This window comes from Agromyces tardus, assembly GCF_003710805.1.
GTDB lineage: Bacteria > Actinomycetota > Actinomycetes > Actinomycetales > Microbacteriaceae > Agromyces > Agromyces tardus.
Genome location: NZ_RHHB01000025.1, coordinates 1 through 13,790, shown reverse-complemented (window position 1 = coordinate 13,790; position 13,790 = coordinate 1). Strand labels below are relative to the sequence as shown.

The window sequence follows — 13,790 nt, the reverse complement described above, 5'->3', positions numbered from 1 at the left end:
GGGTCATCCCTTCGAATCAGCTCGCAGCATCGCGGCCGCCTCGGCGATCGACGCCGCCTCACCATCGACGACCAGCTCAGCGAGCGCGGCCGCCAGGGCAGCCTCTTCGTCCTCCCGCAGGATCCGCTCCGCGATATCGAGGAGGATCTCGGCCGCGCGCTCGAAGCGCTCCTCCCGGGTGGCCATCACGCACCGCCCACAGCGAGCAGCTGCCGAGCCTGAGGCACCGCGGCCGACAGCTCCTCGAGCCTCGTGGCGGCGAATCCGAGCTCGCACCACCCGTGGCCGCCCTCGTATCGGAACTTCGGCGGGAACCGGCGCACCTCAGCGGTGCGGGCATCGACGACGAACTCCTGCCGCACCTGCGTACCGTCGACGACGTCCGACATGAACGCCACCAGGACGCTGCGGTGGCGCCAGTCGTGCTCGACAGACGCAGCCCACGCTGGCGCCGGCACTGGAGGGACGTCGAGCGTCGGGCCGACGAACACCGTGAAGTACGAGTCCTGAAGAGCCCGGCGCGACCACCCGCGGAGCGACTTGAACGCATTCGGGTAGCGCTCGAACACCTGCTCTGCGCGCGGGTCATCCTGCGGGATCGGACCCACATCCTTGTGCGCCTGGCGCACCCGCGCGCACCACTCGCGAAGCTCCGGGCTGTTACTGAGTTCGTCGACCTCGTAGCCTGCGATGATGGTCTCCATGGTCGTTCCTTCCTGGTAGTTGGTTTCGATCTCGCCCCGGCCAGGCGTGGCCGGGGCGTCCCGCTGTCCGGTCACTGCGTCTGCTCCTCGCGCGACTGGATCCGCTCCAGCTGCCGCTCGATCGACGCGACGGCCGCCGGCAGCGCCTCGCGCATCGTCGACGCCGACACTGGACCCCTCGCGATCCGCACGGTCGTCACGAACCGGCTCGATCCCGCCTCGAGCGTCAGGCGCGCCTCGCCGGCGCCGACGCCCGCCATCAGGCGCTCGCCTTCGCCCGGTCCGTGATGGTCTGCTCGCTCGCCTCGAGCCACTCGAGAATGTCCCGCTCACGGTAGACCACGGTGCGAGGCGTGGGCTTCAGAAACTTCGGGCCCTTCCCGGTGAACCGCAGCTGCGCGAGGTTCGTCTTCGTCATGCCCGGGATCAGGTCACACACCTGCTCCGGCTTCAGGTACTTCTCCATCGTCTCCTCCTCTGGGTATGCACTGGTGACGCCACTACGTAATCACACTGATTGTGTTGCGTCAAGCGTGCATAAGGTAATCGCGTCACATATGCTTCGCTTATGGCAGTTGGGTATGGGGGAGCGCTCGTCGGTGACCTCGTGGAGAGCGCACCGGACCTCCGTGTGCACGCCGAGGTTGAGCTCTACGTGGACGACCCGGCCATCGACGCCCGAATCACACTCCAGGCGTCCTACGATCTTGCCGCTGGCCGATACGTGATTGATTCGGTGACGGCGGCGCGCGCGGACGGTGGTGAGGAGGTCAACGGCGCCATGCTGCGCGACCTGCGCCTGCAGGAGTACGTGCGCGACGGCCTGACGGCGCTGGGTGCCGTGGAGCTCGAGGGTTCCGGCGCATTCCGTCTTGAGGATGTTGTCGCGCGTCGCGCGGATATCGTGGCGGCTGGCCCTTCCGACCCTGACACGCTGCGCTGGGTTGCGCGCATCTACAGGGCGGCCGAGATCGTCAGTGCTCGACCGGCCAAGGCTGTGCAGGACGCGCTCGGCCTCACGCAACCCACCGCCACGGTCTGGATCCGCCGTGCCCGCGACCGTCGGTTGATCTTCCCGTTCGGATTCACGGAATGGGACCGTCCCAATGGGTAGCGTCCACTCGTACGAGAGTGCCGCCGGCCGTCGCTATCGAGTCGCGTACCGGAAGCCGGACCGCTCTCAGGGCCAGAAGCGCGGCTTCACGACCAAACGCGACGCCGAGCTCTTCCTCGCCCAGGTCGAGGTGTCGAAGGCCCGCGGCGAGTTCATCGACGCCAACGCGGCCCGCGCGACGATCGGCCAGCTCGGTGCCGAGTGGCTCGCCACGCAGACGCACCTCAAGCCTTCCTCCCTCCGGCCAGTGGAGATCGCCTGGCGAGTGCACGTCGAACCCGTCTGGGGCGACCGCGGGATCGGCTCCGTGCGGCACTCCGAAGTGCAGGCGTGGGTGTCCAAGCTCGGCACAAGGAAGAGTGCCACGACTGTCCTGCGGGCGTACGGCGTGCTCGCCGGCATCCTCGACGTCGCCGTGAAGGATCGCCGGCTGGCGTCGAACCCTGCCCGCGGCGTCAACCTCCCACGGAAGGGCAAGCGCGCCCGGGTCTACCTCACGCACGACCAGGTCGAGCGCCTGGCGGCCGCATCGGGGGAGCACGCGACGATCGTGCACACGCTCGCGTACACGGGACTGCGGTGGGGCGAGGTGACCGCGCTGCGCGTGCGCCACGTCGACGCGCTCAGGCAGCGCCTGCAGGTCGCCGAGAACGCCGTCGCGGTCGGGCGCGAGATCCACGTCGGCACCCCGAAGAGCCACGAGGAGCGCAGCGTGCCCTTCCCGCCGTTCCTCGCCGAGCCGATCGCGCGCGCCTGCGAGGGCAAGGAGCGTGACGAGCTCGTGTTTGCGGGCCCGTATGGTGAGCACCTGCGGCGCCCGAACACGAGCGAGAACACGACGTCGTGGTTCCTCCGTGCGCTCACCGCGGCCGGTCTCGAGCGGATGACGATCCATGATCTTCGGCACACCGCGGCGAGCCTCGCGATCAGCGCCGGCGCGAACGTGAAGGCCGTGCAGCGGATGCTCGGTCACGCCTCCGCGGCGATGACCCTCGACGTCTACGCCGACCTGTTCGACGACGACCTGACCGCGGTTTCGACGGCCCTCGATGAGGCACGCACCGCTGCGATTGTTGCCAAGCCGTTGTCACGCGAGGCTACGAGGGGCGGCGAGGTGGTCGAACTTCCGCGGAAATCCGGGGGAGTTGTGGTGAAATCCTGAGTGCGGAAGGTGGGACTCGAACCCACACGCCCGAAGGCACAGGAACCTAAATCCTGCGTGTCTACCATTTCACCACTCCCGCGAGTGCCCGATCAGTCTAGGCGTCGTGAGGCGGCCGGCTCCGCGGCGCGAGGCGGCGGCATCCGACGCCCTGAACCGCCGGCAGCAGCGCGTCAGACCGTGACGCTGCCCGGCAGCTGCGCGGCGAAGAGCTCGGCGAACTGCATCCAGCTGCCCGCAGAGACGGGGCCGCCCGCGGCGAAGGCCTCGAGCGCGGCCGCCGCGTTCCCCGAGGGGTCGGTGAGCACCGGGTACCACACGCGCCCCCACTCCCAGCTGGCGTGGTCGGCGTTGCGTCGCACCGCGCGCATGGCGAAGAGGTCGAACTCGCGCGCCTCGATCTCGCGGAACTCGCCGGCCCCGGACCACTCGCGCCACGCCGCCGAGAACGCGGGCTCGATGCGCGCCCGACTCGCGGGCAGCCGGTCGGTGGCGATCGCGAGGCAGCCGAGCGCGAGGCCCTGCAGCACCACGTTCCACTCGTCGTACCTGCGCGCGAAGTCCGGCATGGCCCCGACTGTAGCGGCGGCGCGGGGCGGATCTGCGGTTCGAAAGTCCTGAACGCGCCGTGTCGGCGCGCAGCCGCGGCATCCGCTCGCCGTGCCTCGAAGCCGAGCGGCACGCGCGCGGCTCAGGCCGACTGCTCCGCCTCGCGACGGGCCGAGACGACGACGGATGCCACCTGCTCGAGCCGTGGGTGCAGCTCGTCGCCGTGGTCGATCACGCCGGTGTGCCACGTCATCGCCAGACCGTCGGGGCCGTCCTGCAGCACCGCGAGGTTGTTGTCGAACCACGGCCCCTCGATCGTGTGCCAGTCGAACGGCGGATCGGGCACCTTCACCGATCGCGCGGCCGCCGCGCCGATCGGGGTGGCCACGCCGTACGACATCACGACCGCGAACCAGCGCAGGAACCGGGGGAGCGGGTTGCGCACCGGCGAGCACACGGCCTGCACGATGCGGCTCCCGTCGTCGCGGTCGACCTCGGCGAGGTAGGAGTAGTGCACGTCGCCCGAGAGGAAGGTGATGCTCTGCGGCGCGGGCCCGCGGTCGCCGTCGCCGTCGGCCAGCTCGGTGACGAATCGGGCGACCGCCTGGAAGCTGTTCTGGAACGCCGCCCAGTGCTCGAGGTCGACGGCCTGCCGCAGCCGCTCGCCGACCCACGCGGCCGGCCGGCCCCACGCGCCCTGCGCGATCGCCTCGTCCCACGCCTCGACGTTGTGCAAGCCCATCGGCAGCAGGAACGGCAGGGAGGTCGCCACGAGCACATGCCGGAAGCCCCCGCGCAGGTGCTCGTCGAACCACGCGAGCTCCTGCGCGTTCACCAGTCCGCGGTGCGACGGCGTGAGGTCGCGCGACACCCGCGAGTCGACGACGATGAGCCGCACGTCGTCGAGGTCGCGGCAGTAGCTCCAGCGGTAGGTGTTCGGGTGCGAGTCGCACCGGTCGGCGAACGCGTCGATGACCTCGGTGAGGTCGAGCTCGTCCGGGCCGTCGTACCCGCCGATCCGCTGCCACAGCTCGTCGTCCGCGCGCTCCTGCGGCGAGAGGTTGCCGAGGTGCTGGTACACCCAGTACGCGGCGAGCCCGGCGACGATGCGGCCGTGCCACCACGACGTGGCCTGCATCTTCTTCTTCCAGTCGAGCGAGGCGTTCCAGTCGTCGCGGATGTCGTGGTCGTCGAAGATCATCGCGGTCGGCAGGCACGACAGCAGCCACCGGTTCGCGGCATCCGACCACGCCAGTTGGTAGAGGTGCGCGTACTCCTCGTAGTCCTTCAGCTCCTTGCCGGGCTCCTCGCGGATGTCGCGGCGACTGCGGATGAACTCCTGCATCTCCTTCGACGTCGAGTCGGCGTACACCTGGTCGCCGAGGAAGAGCAGCAGGTCGGGTCGGATGCCGCGGTCCTCCGCCACCGCGAGCGCGAACGCCCGCAGCGAATCGACGCCGTGCGTGCGGTTGCCCGCGCGGTCGTGCGGAACACTCGTGCGGCACGACCCGAACGCCATGCGGAGCGGCTTGCCCGGCGTGCGGGTGGCGATCACCGACGGCGGGTACTCGGACCCGGACTCGGGCCACACCTGCTCGTCGTCGAGCCGCACCTCGTACGAGCGTTCGGTGCCGGGCTCGAGCCCGTCGACCGCGACGAGCGCGTAGTGGTGCCCGTGCACGCCGAACGTGCGGGCCCGCCACGACCGCCCGTCGGCGTGCACGCTCACCCGGCACGCCGAGCGCGTCTCGACCCAGACGCTCGCGGACGTCTCGTCGACGTACCGCAGCATCGGGCCGAGCAGCAGCGCCGACGTTGTCATGCCCCCTGTTCTACGCCGTCTTCCTTCGAGTTCGCCACGGGTTGCGCTGAACGCCGCGCACGCTCGGTGACGAGCCGCGGACCTACTCGACGTCGGGTCCCGAGACCTCCACGTCGACGTAGTAGATGCGCTTCCCGACGGGCCCGCCCGCCTGCGCCCTCCACCCGACGACCGTGTAGTCGCGTGGTGTGTTCGTGGTCGGCGCATGCTCGTCCAGCACCCCGGCGAACGCCTCCACGAGCCCGTCGAACGACGACCCCGTCACCTGCTTCGTTCCCATTGCGGTCCCCCCTCACGCCGACCCGACCGCGAGCCGACGCGCCGAACGCTACGCCGGTCGCGCGGCGTGGGTCAACCGTGGCATCCGAGTGCCCGATGTGGATAAGTCCGCGGCGGCATCCGGCCGGTTCTCCAAGATGGACCGCATGACCGATCCCGTGCGCACCATCGCCGAGCGCGTGCGCACGCGGGTGCTGCGGGAGGGCGTCGATCTCGCCCGAGATGAGTCGGTCGCGGCCCGCTACGCACACGAGGAGGTGCGCCGGTACTCCGAGCGGGCGCTCGGCGGGGCGCACGCGCAGCTGGGCGACGAGGCGGGCACGGCCCGCGACGTCGTGGCGTCGCTCACCGGCTACGGCCCGCTGCAGCCGTTCTTCGACGACCCCACCGTCGAAGAGATCTGGCTGAATTCGCCGACGCGGGTGTTCATCGCCCGCGACGGCGTGCCCGAGCTCACGACGCTCGTGCTCTCCGACCGAGAGGTGCGCGACCTGGTCGAGCGGATGCTGCAGCCCTCCGGTCGTCGCGTCGACCTGTCGTCGCCGTTCGTCGACGCGTCGCTGCCCGATGGTTCGCGGCTCCATGTCGTGATCCCGGATGTCACGCGCGCCCACTGGGCGGTGAACATCCGCAAGTTCCGGCAGCGCATCCGCTCGCTCCCGGAGCTCGTCGAGCTCGGATCCCTCACCCAGCAGGCGGCGGAGTTCCTGCGCATGAGCGTGCTCGCCGGCGCGAACATCCTCGTCTCGGGGGCGACGCACACGGGCAAGACCACGATGCTCAACGCGCTCATGTCCGGCGCGCGCAGCGGCGACCGCGTCGTGACGGTCGAGGAGACGTTCGAACTCGACCTGGACGTGCGCGACCTCGTGTCGATGCAGTGCCGTCAGCCGAGCCTGGAGGGCACGGGCGAGGTCACGCTCCGCCGCCTCATCAAGGAGGCACTGCGCATGCGGCCCGACCGGCTCATCGTCGGAGAGGTGCGCGAGGCCGAGAGCCTCGACCTGCTCATCGCCCTGAACTCCGGCCTGCCGGGCATGTGCACGATCCACGCGAACTCGGCGCGCGACGCGCTCATCAAGCTCAGCACGCTGCCGCTCCTCGCCGGGCGCAACATCGACGCGTCCTTCGTCGTACCGACCGTCGCGAGCTGCATCGACCTCGTGGTGCATCTCACGATCGACCGCAACGGTCGTCGTCGCGTCGCCGAGATCGCGGCACCGAACGGGCTGGTCGCCGACGCGATGGTCGACTCCGAACTGCTCTTCACGACGGTCGACGGATGCCTCTCGCCCACCGGCGCGCGACCGGCCCGACTCGGGAAGTATCGCGCTGCCGGCTTCGACCCCGACGTCGTCCTCGACGGTGCCGCCGCATGAGCCTCGCCCTCGGAGCACTGCTCGGACTCGGCCTGCTCCTCGTCGTGTCGCCGCTCCTCTGGCCCGCAGGCTCGTCACCTGCGACGCAGGCACGCATCGGGTCGCCCGTGCGCGACGAACTCGCGCTCGCCGGCCTCGGCACGGTTCCGTTGGGAGTCGTGGTCGTCGTCGCACTGTTGCTCGCCGTCGTCGGCACCGCCCTCGCGCAAGCCGTTTTCGGGGTCCCCGTGCTCACGATCGTGGCGGGCGTGCTCGGCGCTGCGCTCGTGCCGGTCGTGATCCGCGGCCGCGCGAACCGGCGGCGCACCGCGAACCGCGCGATCTGGCCCGACGTCGTCGACCACCTGGTGTCGTCGGTGCGCGCGGGCATGTCGCTGCCCGACAGCATCGGGGCGCTGGCCGAACTCGGTCCGGCCGCCACCCGGGGCGCCTTCGCCGCGTTCGCCGACGAGTTCCGGCGCACCGGCAACTTCGGGGCGAGCCTCGACAGCCTGAAGTCCGCGCTCGCCGACCCGGTCGCCGACCGGATCCTCGAGACCCTGCGCATGGCGCGCGAGGTCGGCGGCACGGATGTCACCGCGGTGCTCCGCGGACTGTCGGGCTACCTGCGCGAGGATGCGGCGCTCCGTGCCGAGGTGGTCGCGCGCCAGTCGTGGATCCGCAACGCGGCCCGCCTCGGGGTCGCAGCCCCCTGGCTGCTGCTCGTGGTGCTCGCCAGTCGTCCCGAGACGCTCGTCGCGTACGACTCCGTGGCCGGCACCGCCCTCATCCTGTGCGGTGTCGCAGTGACGCTGATCGCCTACCGGCTCATGATCGGGCTCGGTCGGCTCCCCGAGGAGCGCCGATGGTTCCACTGAACGCGGTCCCCGCGGTGAGCGTGCTGCTCGGCGTCGTGCTCGGCCTCGGCCTCTGGCTCGTCGTCGTGGCGACCCCTCGATTCGGACGACCCCGGCTCATGGCGCGCGTCGCGCCCTACGTCGCGGACATCTCCGCCGAGGCGCGCCAGCTGCTCGCGCGACGCTCGTCGGACCCGAGTCCCGTGTTCGGGGTGATGCTCGGACCGCTCGCCGCGAGCCTTCGCGCGACGGCATCGCAACTCCTCGGCGGCAACGATGCGATCGCGAAGCGACTCCGTCAGGCGGGATCCGCATCGACGGTGGAGCGCTTCCGCGGCGAACAGCTCGCCTGGGCGGCAGCCGCATTCGCCGGCACGTCGGCGCTCGTGCTGCTCGCTCCCGGCTTCGCGACGGCACCCGGCGTCGTCCGCATCGCGGCGCCCTTCATCGCCGCGGCACTCGGTGCCGCAGTCCGGGACTGGTTGCTGCAACGCTCCGCGCGTCGGCGGCTCGCTCGCGTCTCCGCCGAGCTCGCGACCGTGCTCGAGTTCCTCACCCTGAGCCTGACCGCTGGCGAGGGAATGCTCGACTCGATCCGCCGGGTCGCCCGCATCGGTTCGGGCGAGCTGCCCGGCGAGTTCGCGGGGGTCGTGGCGGCGGTCGGTGCCGGCGTGCCGCTGGCATCCGCCCTCGCCGACCTGCGCGACGGGCTCGACCACCCGGGCCTGGCACGCGCGATCGACCAGGTGCTCGGCGCTCTCGAACGTGGCGCCCCCCTCGCCGCGGTCCTTCGCGCCCAGGCGGGCGACGCCCGTGCCGAGGCGAAGCGAACTCTCATCGAGCTCGCCGGCCGCAAGGAGATCGCGATGCTCGTGCCCCTCATCTTCCTGATCCTGCCGGTCACGATCGCGTTCGCGCTGTTCCCCGGCTACCTCGTGCTGCAGGCGGGCTTCTGATGCGTCGCTCGCCGATCCTCCACCTCCACGAAAGGAACGCCGATGCCACATCGGATCGCACGCCGGCTCAGCGACGAGCGGGGCGACGTGCCCGGCTGGGTGCTCATCACGCTCATGACCGCCGGGCTCGTGATCGTGATCTGGGGGCTGGCGGGGCCAGCGCTCAGCGGCGTGTTCGACCAGGCGATCTCCCGCGTCGTGGGATTCTGACCGGGTTCATCGGCGACGAGCGCGGCTCGGCGGTTGCGGAGTTCTCGCTCGTCGGCGTGCTGCTCACGACGCTCGTGCTCGCCGTGGTGCAGCTCGCGCTCGCCCTGCACGTGCGCAACACCGTGCTCGACGCGGCGGCCGAAGGAGCGCGCTACGCGGCGCTCGCGGGATCCTCGCCCGCCGCCGGTGTGGAGCGCACACGGGAGCTCATCGGCGCCGCCGTCGCGCCGTCGTATGGCACCGACGTCAGCGCCGCGACGACGAGCGCCGCCGGGGTCCCGGCGATCTCGGTCACGGTGGTCACGGCGCTCCCGGTCGTCGGACTGATCGGTCCGCCACGCGGATTGGAGGTCACCGGCCATGCCGCGGTCGAGTCGGTCGACTGAGGCGCGGTGTACGAGCGAGCGCGGGTCTGCGTCGCTCGAGTTCCTCACCGTCGGCATGATCCTCCTCGTTTCGCTGGTCTACCTCGTGCTCGCCGTCGCCGCGATCCAGGCGGGTGCGTTCGGCGTCGAGGGCGCTGCCCGGCAGGCGGCCCGCATCGCCGCGCAGCAGGCCGCGACGGGTGAGGGCGGTGACGGCGGAGCGACGGGAGCGGTCGATCGAGCGGTGCGGATCGCGCTCGCCGACTACGGGGTCGACGCGGGCTCGGCGACCGTCACGCTCTCGTGCAGCGGGGACTGCACGCAACCTGGATCGCGGGTCACCGCTCGAGTGCGAGCCGCCGTCGCGCTCCCGCTCATGCCGGAGGTGCTCGCGATCACTCCGATCGCCAGCGTGCCGCTCGAGGCGAGCGCCACCCAGACGGTCTCGCGCTTCGGGGTCGGCGCGCCGTGAACCCAGAGCAGCCGCACCGAACCGACCCGAGCGACGAGACCGGGTCCACGCTCCTGCTCACGATCTTCTACTGCGTGCTCGGCCTCGCGCTCGTGCTCGTCGTGGTCTCGGCGAGTTCGCTCTACCTCGAACGCAAGCGGCTCTTCACGCTTGCCGACGGCGCCGCGCTCGCCGCCGCCGAGGCGTGGGAGCTCGACAGCGTGCGCATCGAGGGGGAGCGGCTCGAACTCGAACTCGACTCCGTCGCGGTCGCGGATGCCGCGGCGGACTACCTGGGCGATGCCGGCCACAGCCTCGAAGGCCTCGAGCTCGTGCGCGCGGCATCCGACGACGGACAGAGCGCCACCATCACGTTGCGGGCGGTGTGGCACGCGCCGATCAGCACCGACTTCGTGCCGGTGACCGTGCCGATCGAGGTCACGGCGACGGCTCGGTCGGTGTTCCACTGACCGGGAGCGCCGTCCGGCGGCGCGAGGCAGGGGCCTGCGGCTAGGGTTGCGGTGAGACTCGAGCGAAGCGCGGCACGATCCACCCGTCGCGCTCGACCGTCTCGGCGAACATCGCGGCCGGGCGCACCCAATGGCCGCCGTCGCCGTAGAGCTGCCGGTACACGACGAACTCCTCCTCGGTCTCGCTGTGCCGGGCGACGAAGAGCACCTCGTAGCGGGCGCCCTTGTAATGCTCGTAGACGCCGGGCTCGATCGCCGCGGCATCCGTCGGTTCGGTCATCAGGCCATCGTACGGACGCCGCGGTCAGGCGCTCGGGTCGGCGGCGGATCCGGGTTCGGGCGCGGCGCCGTCGGCGGGGATCGTGTCGATCGGTCGTGTGGGCGGATGAGGCGCCGCCTCCTCGGTTGCCGCGGGCGCCGCCGCCGGTCGCGCGACCCGCAGCGCCGTGTACCCGAGGCGCACGCCCGACACGATGACGCGGATGCCGAACCCGATCGCGAGCACCACGAGCGTCGTGAAGGGCACGAAGAACACGATGATCGCGAGCGCGATCTCGACGATGCCCCGCGTGACCGTGAGCAGGCGCGTGCGCTCGCCGCGAAGGAGCGGTGCGAGGATGCGGCCCATGCCCGCGAGTCCGAGCACGCCGGCGATCGCGTAGGCGAGCACCACCGGATAGCGCGGTCCCCAGGCTGCGGCGAGCACGCCGAACACGATGAACGAGACGCCGATGATCACGGGCACCGGTCGTGGGCGCGGCTCGTCGAGGATGAGGAGGTCGTCGAGACCGCACACGAGGAACCCGAGCGCGATCAGCAGGAAGATCTCCGGCAGCGGGGCGTTCGCGTCGAGGCACAGCGCGAGTCCGATCGCGACGGCGCCGACGCCGAGCACGAGGAGCAGCCACCAGGGTGTGCGCGCAGGCCAAGGACGCGTCAGCGCCGAGGCGCCGGCACCGGACGTCTCCCGCTCGCGGTGGGCCACGCTCCATCCTCGCACTGCGCGGCGCCGACATCGCCATACGGCGCGGTCGCGTCGCAGCCCCGGTTCGCGGCATCCGCTCGCCTGCGCGGCGGCCTCACGACCGCGCCGCGCGGGCCCGATCAGTCGGAGTCGGCCGGGCTGAGGTCGGAGCCCAGGCGCGCGAACAGTCGCATCTTGCGCTCGATCGCCTCGGAATCGGTGGGCAGGTCCCAGATGTACACGGAGTCCGACGGGGCGTACTCGAGGCGGTGCCACGAGGTCACGACCTCGACGACCTCACGTCGCTGTCCGTCGTCGCCGGTGGTCGAATGGCTCGCGGTGCTCACGATCGGGCCCAGCGAGTCGCCGCCCGGCGTGGCGAGCACGTGGCCGACGTGCTGGGCGCGCAGTCCGCGGGCCTGCAGCTTGCGCAGCGGTCGCGGCTCGCTGCCATGCACGTTGGGCCAGCAGACCTTGCAGCTGCGCACGGGGTCGAGGCTTCGGGCGTCGTCGCGGGTCAGGAGCGTGGGGAGCGGCAGCCGGTACGAGTGGTCGGCCAGGAGTCGCGCGCGGCGCGCGTCGGTCCACTGCGCACGGCGGTCGAGCTGCGGCTCGAGCACCGAGCATTCGAGCCGATGGAGCACCCGCTCGCGCTCCGAGTCCATGCGGGTGACGGCGTACTCGGCACCGGCCCGGAAGCCCTGATGCAGCACTTCGGATTCCTCCGCGATGACGCGGTCGAGCAGCACGTCGGCCACGTCGCGCACCGGGCGCACCGCCACCGGCGCAGGCGTACCGCCTACCGACTGCAACGAGCCGAAGAATTCCCTCAGTGCTCGATCGGACCGTTCCATCCGCATTCCGTTCTCTCGGTGCCTGGCGGGCCGTTCGACGACCGATCGTCCTGCCTTGAGCCTGAATGTATCGGTTTGCATGACTTCTGCGGGCTCAGCCGCGCGGTGACACGAGCGAATGGCTCCGCGCGCGAAGCGACAGGCCGACGTGGGCGGTCGGACGCGGCATCCGCTCGCCCGCCGCCCGGCTCGGCGGCGCACGGTGCCGGAGTGCGGTTGACTGGGACGCATGACCGTGGAGATCGACGAGCACTTCGCCCGCATCCTCGCCGCGCCCGTCTTCGGCCACCTCGGCACGGTGCGGCCCGACGGGAGCGTGCAGGTGAACCCGATGTGGTTCGAACGCGACGGCGACACGCTGCGCTTCACCCACACGACGAAGCGCAAGAAGTTCCGCAACCTGCAGGGCGACCCGCGGATGACGCTCGAGGCGATCGATCCCGAGGCGCCGTACAAGTACGTCGAGGTGCGCGGCCGCCTGGTCGAGGTGATCCCCGACCCCGAGGGGGCGTTCTACGTGCGCCTCGGCCGGAGGTACGGCAACCCCGGCACGCAGGCGCCCGCCGATCGGGCCGACCGCGTCATCCTCGTGATGCGCATCGAGAAGGTGACCGGGCGATGAGCGCGAACCGCACGGGCGACGGCGACGCGCAGCCGCGCCGCCTCTCGCTCGCCGCGATCGCCGGGGTGCTGCTCGCGATCGCGTCGGTGCTGCTGCCCGCCACCTGGGCGCTTCCCGTCGCGCTCATCGCGATCGTGCTCGGCGTCATCGGGTATCGGCAGGCTCGTCGCGACCCGCGCACGGGACCGCAGTGGGTCTCGGTCGTGGCGATGGTCGTGGGCGCGTTCGTCGCCATCAGCCAGGGGATCATCCTCGTGCTCGTCGCAACGGGGTGACCGGCGGGCGAAGACACGGGATGACTGGCGAGCCACGACACGGGCTGACCGACGGGCCAAGATGGACGGCATGGCGACCGACGCGCTGACCGTCGCGGCCGAGGAGCTCTACGCGCTCGTGCCCGAGGAGTTCACGGCGGCGCGGAACGCCCGGGCCAAGGCGGCCAAGCCCGGCGATCCCGAGCTCGCCGCGCGCATCGGCGGGCTGCGCAAGCCGTCGCCCGCGGCGTGGATCGCGAACGCCGTCGCCCGCGAGCACGCCGACGGGCTCGACGAGCTCGTGGCACTGGGCGCCGAACTCCGCGAGGCGCAAGCCGCCGGCGATGGCCGGGAGTTGACCCGTCTCGCCGGCGAGCGGCGCAAGCTCGTGGCCTCGTTGCTGCAGCAGGCGGCCGCACTGGGCGATGCCGCCGACCGCAGCCCGTCGCGCGCGGTGCTCGACGAGGTGGAGCAGACCCTCATCGCGGGCACCATCGACGCGGCCGCGGGGGAGGCGGTGCGCACCGGCCGACTCGTGCGGAGCCTGCAGGCCGTCGGCCTCGACGCGGTCGACCTCGACGGGGCCGTCGCCGGCGAGGCAACCGCGGGTCGGCCGACGACGGCGAGGCGCGCGCCTGCCTCGCGGGCGGGCACCGCAGACGACGGAGCCGCCGGACGCGATGCGGCGAAGGCCTCCACGGATGCCGCCGGCGAACGCAGCGCGGAACAGGGCGCCGCGGAACGGGCCCGCGCCGAGCGCGACCGCGCCGAAGCCGACGCGCGTGACGCGCGCGACCGC

22 protein-coding genes and 1 tRNA gene are annotated in these 13,790 nt (G+C 71.6%); 12 read left to right on the top strand and 11 right to left on the bottom strand.

Translation table 11 applies throughout. From position 1 onward, the window contains the following. Positions 1 to 3 precede the first annotated feature (3 nt). From EDM22_RS12280 to EDM22_RS12265, 4 genes are read right to left on the bottom strand one after another with little or no spacing between them, the layout of a single operon-like run. Positions 4 to 186, bottom strand: coding sequence for a hypothetical protein (locus EDM22_RS12280; protein WP_122937343.1), 183 nt, complete (start codon positions 184 to 186; stop codon positions 4 to 6). Beyond that, positions 186 to 779 (bottom strand): hypothetical protein, encoded by a 594-nt coding sequence (locus EDM22_RS12275; protein ID WP_122937341.1) that lies wholly within the window; start codon positions 777 to 779, stop codon positions 186 to 188. Before EDM22_RS12275 ends, EDM22_RS12280 begins: the two co-directional genes overlap by 1 nt. Continuing rightward, positions 776 to 964 (bottom strand): HPF/RaiA family ribosome-associated protein, encoded by a 189-nt coding sequence (locus EDM22_RS12270; RefSeq protein WP_122937340.1) that lies wholly within the window; start codon positions 962 to 964, stop codon positions 776 to 778. The genes EDM22_RS12275 and EDM22_RS12270 overlap by 4 nt, the downstream gene beginning before the upstream one ends. Beyond that, positions 964 to 1,170: a helix-turn-helix transcriptional regulator gene (locus tag EDM22_RS12265; protein WP_122937339.1), complete on the bottom strand. Its 207-nt coding sequence runs from the start codon at positions 1,168 to 1,170 to the stop codon at positions 964 to 966. Before EDM22_RS12265 ends, EDM22_RS12270 begins: the two co-directional genes overlap by 1 nt. Before the next feature lie 102 nt (positions 1,171 to 1,272). Between EDM22_RS12265 and EDM22_RS12260 the strand changes: the two genes are divergently transcribed. Both EDM22_RS12260 and EDM22_RS12255 read left to right on the top strand, forming a co-directional pair. Further along, positions 1,273 to 1,818 (top strand): hypothetical protein, encoded by a 546-nt coding sequence (locus tag EDM22_RS12260; RefSeq protein ID WP_122937338.1) that lies wholly within the window; start codon positions 1,273 to 1,275, stop codon positions 1,816 to 1,818. Further along, a complete protein-coding gene (locus EDM22_RS12255) occupies positions 1,811 to 2,980 on the top strand; it encodes a site-specific integrase (protein WP_122937337.1) in 1,170 nt (389 codons plus the stop codon). Before EDM22_RS12260 ends, EDM22_RS12255 begins: the two co-directional genes overlap by 8 nt. Before the next feature lies 1 nt (position 2,981). Here the strand turns inward: EDM22_RS12255 and EDM22_RS12250 are convergent. The 4 genes from EDM22_RS12250 to EDM22_RS12235 form a co-directional block, all read right to left on the bottom strand. Next, positions 2,982 to 3,062: transfer RNA gene (locus EDM22_RS12250), tRNA-Leu, on the bottom strand. Between the two features lie 91 nt (positions 3,063 to 3,153). Next, positions 3,154 to 3,549 (bottom strand): hypothetical protein, encoded by a 396-nt coding sequence (locus tag EDM22_RS12245; protein WP_122937336.1) that lies wholly within the window; start codon positions 3,547 to 3,549, stop codon positions 3,154 to 3,156. Positions 3,550 to 3,671: 122 nt separating this feature from the next. Further along, positions 3,672 to 5,351 carry an alkaline phosphatase D family protein gene (locus EDM22_RS12240; RefSeq protein WP_122937335.1) on the bottom strand — a complete coding sequence of 560 codons (1,680 nt, stop codon included), beginning with the start codon at positions 5,349 to 5,351 and terminating at the stop codon, positions 3,672 to 3,674. Between the two features lie 82 nt (positions 5,352 to 5,433). Further along, positions 5,434 to 5,631, bottom strand: coding sequence for a hypothetical protein (locus EDM22_RS12235; RefSeq protein ID WP_138708082.1), 198 nt, complete (start codon positions 5,629 to 5,631; stop codon positions 5,434 to 5,436). A 136-nt stretch (positions 5,632 to 5,767) separates the two neighbouring features. Between EDM22_RS12235 and EDM22_RS12230 the strand changes: the two genes are divergently transcribed. The 7 genes from EDM22_RS12230 to EDM22_RS12205 are packed head-to-tail and all read left to right on the top strand — an operon-like array spanning position 5,768 to position 10,297. Beyond that, positions 5,768 to 7,009 (top strand): TadA family conjugal transfer-associated ATPase, encoded by a 1,242-nt coding sequence (locus EDM22_RS12230; RefSeq protein ID WP_122937333.1) that lies wholly within the window; start codon positions 5,768 to 5,770, stop codon positions 7,007 to 7,009. Beyond that, the gene (locus EDM22_RS12225; RefSeq protein WP_122937332.1) at positions 7,006 to 7,866 is read left to right on the top strand and encodes a type II secretion system F family protein; all 861 of its coding nucleotides are present in this window, start codon (positions 7,006 to 7,008) and stop codon (positions 7,864 to 7,866) included. Before EDM22_RS12230 ends, EDM22_RS12225 begins: the two co-directional genes overlap by 4 nt. Continuing rightward, positions 7,854 to 8,801, top strand: coding sequence for a type II secretion system F family protein (locus EDM22_RS12220; protein ID WP_122937331.1), 948 nt, complete (start codon positions 7,854 to 7,856; stop codon positions 8,799 to 8,801). Before EDM22_RS12225 ends, EDM22_RS12220 begins: the two co-directional genes overlap by 13 nt. A 42-nt stretch (positions 8,802 to 8,843) precedes the next feature. After that, entirely contained in the window at positions 8,844 to 9,011 is a 168-nt protein-coding gene (locus tag EDM22_RS19585; RefSeq protein ID WP_170964113.1) for a hypothetical protein, read from the top strand. Then, on the top strand, positions 9,005 to 9,397 hold the full coding sequence (locus EDM22_RS12215) for a TadE/TadG family type IV pilus assembly protein (RefSeq protein ID WP_342768522.1): 393 nt from the start codon (positions 9,005 to 9,007) through the stop codon (positions 9,395 to 9,397). The genes EDM22_RS19585 and EDM22_RS12215 overlap by 7 nt, the downstream gene beginning before the upstream one ends. A gap of 55 nt (positions 9,398 to 9,452) precedes the next feature. After that, a complete protein-coding gene (locus tag EDM22_RS20045; RefSeq protein ID WP_138708081.1) occupies positions 9,453 to 9,848 on the top strand; it encodes a hypothetical protein in 396 nt (131 codons plus the stop codon). Next, positions 9,845 to 10,297: a pilus assembly protein TadG-related protein gene (locus tag EDM22_RS12205; RefSeq protein WP_122937329.1), complete on the top strand. Its 453-nt coding sequence runs from the start codon at positions 9,845 to 9,847 to the stop codon at positions 10,295 to 10,297. The genes EDM22_RS20045 and EDM22_RS12205 overlap by 4 nt, the downstream gene beginning before the upstream one ends. Positions 10,298 to 10,337: 40 nt before the next feature. On the opposite strand, the gene EDM22_RS12200 is transcribed toward EDM22_RS12205, so the two are convergent. The 3 genes from EDM22_RS12200 to EDM22_RS12190 all read right to left on the bottom strand — a co-directional run bounded on the left by EDM22_RS12200 (position 10,338) and on the right by EDM22_RS12190 (position 12,043). Continuing rightward, positions 10,338 to 10,577, bottom strand: a complete 240-nt coding sequence (locus EDM22_RS12200; protein ID WP_122937328.1) for a DUF1653 domain-containing protein — start codon at positions 10,575 to 10,577, stop codon at positions 10,338 to 10,340. Positions 10,578 to 10,601: 24 nt separating this feature from the next. Next, the gene (locus EDM22_RS12195) at positions 10,602 to 11,282 is read right to left on the bottom strand and encodes an HdeD family acid-resistance protein (protein WP_122937327.1); all 681 of its coding nucleotides are present in this window, start codon (positions 11,280 to 11,282) and stop codon (positions 10,602 to 10,604) included. 119 nt (positions 11,283 to 11,401) lie between these two features. Then, on the bottom strand, positions 11,402 to 12,043 hold the full coding sequence (locus EDM22_RS12190; RefSeq protein ID WP_122937326.1) for a hypothetical protein: 642 nt from the start codon (positions 12,041 to 12,043) through the stop codon (positions 11,402 to 11,404). Between the two features lie 301 nt (positions 12,044 to 12,344). Here EDM22_RS12190 and EDM22_RS12185 point away from each other — a divergent pair, with 301 nt between their 5' ends. The 3 genes from EDM22_RS12185 to EDM22_RS12175 form a co-directional block, all read left to right on the top strand. Continuing rightward, on the top strand, positions 12,345 to 12,737 hold the full coding sequence (locus EDM22_RS12185; RefSeq protein WP_122937325.1) for a PPOX class F420-dependent oxidoreductase: 393 nt from the start codon (positions 12,345 to 12,347) through the stop codon (positions 12,735 to 12,737). After that, complete coding sequence (locus EDM22_RS12180; protein WP_122937324.1) at positions 12,734 to 13,012, top strand: hypothetical protein; 279 nt, start codon at positions 12,734 to 12,736, stop codon at positions 13,010 to 13,012. Before EDM22_RS12185 ends, EDM22_RS12180 begins: the two co-directional genes overlap by 4 nt. Positions 13,013 to 13,082: 70 nt before the next feature. Beyond that, on the top strand, positions 13,083 to 13,790 hold a 708-nt coding region (locus EDM22_RS12175; protein WP_138708080.1), incomplete at its 3' end, for a hypothetical protein.

Bases quoted from the DNA above. Each gene is read 5' to 3' on its own strand.
- EDM22_RS20045 (WP_138708081.1), top strand. From the start codon at position 9,453: ATGATCCTCCTCGTTTCGCTGGTCTACCTCGTGCTCGCCGTCGCCGCG.
- EDM22_RS12200 (WP_122937328.1), bottom strand. From the start codon at position 10,577: ATGACCGAACCGACGGATGCCGCGGCGATCGAGCCCGGCGTCTACGAG.
- EDM22_RS12235 (WP_138708082.1), bottom strand. From the start codon at position 5,631: ATGGGAACGAAGCAGGTGACGGGGTCGTCGTTCGACGGGCTCGTGGAG.
- EDM22_RS12240 (WP_122937335.1), bottom strand. From the start codon at position 5,351: ATGACAACGTCGGCGCTGCTGCTCGGCCCGATGCTGCGGTACGTCGAC.
- EDM22_RS12260 (WP_122937338.1), top strand. From the start codon at position 1,273: ATGGCAGTTGGGTATGGGGGAGCGCTCGTCGGTGACCTCGTGGAGAGC.
- EDM22_RS12185 (WP_122937325.1), top strand. From the start codon at position 12,345: ATGACCGTGGAGATCGACGAGCACTTCGCCCGCATCCTCGCCGCGCCC.
- EDM22_RS12245 (WP_122937336.1), bottom strand. From the start codon at position 3,549: ATGCCGGACTTCGCGCGCAGGTACGACGAGTGGAACGTGGTGCTGCAG.
- EDM22_RS12255 (WP_122937337.1), top strand. From the start codon at position 1,811: ATGGGTAGCGTCCACTCGTACGAGAGTGCCGCCGGCCGTCGCTATCGA.
- EDM22_RS12265 (WP_122937339.1), bottom strand. From the start codon at position 1,170: ATGGAGAAGTACCTGAAGCCGGAGCAGGTGTGTGACCTGATCCCGGGC.
- EDM22_RS12225 (WP_122937332.1), top strand. From the start codon at position 7,006: ATGAGCCTCGCCCTCGGAGCACTGCTCGGACTCGGCCTGCTCCTCGTC.
- EDM22_RS12270 (WP_122937340.1), bottom strand. From the start codon at position 964: ATGGCGGGCGTCGGCGCCGGCGAGGCGCGCCTGACGCTCGAGGCGGGA.
- EDM22_RS19585 (WP_170964113.1), top strand. From the start codon at position 8,844: ATGCCACATCGGATCGCACGCCGGCTCAGCGACGAGCGGGGCGACGTG.
- EDM22_RS12230 (WP_122937333.1), top strand. From the start codon at position 5,768: ATGGACCGCATGACCGATCCCGTGCGCACCATCGCCGAGCGCGTGCGC.
- EDM22_RS12180 (WP_122937324.1), top strand. From the start codon at position 12,734: ATGAGCGCGAACCGCACGGGCGACGGCGACGCGCAGCCGCGCCGCCTC.
- EDM22_RS12220 (WP_122937331.1), top strand. From the start codon at position 7,854: ATGGTTCCACTGAACGCGGTCCCCGCGGTGAGCGTGCTGCTCGGCGTC.
- EDM22_RS12280 (WP_122937343.1), bottom strand. From the start codon at position 186: ATGGCCACCCGGGAGGAGCGCTTCGAGCGCGCGGCCGAGATCCTCCTC.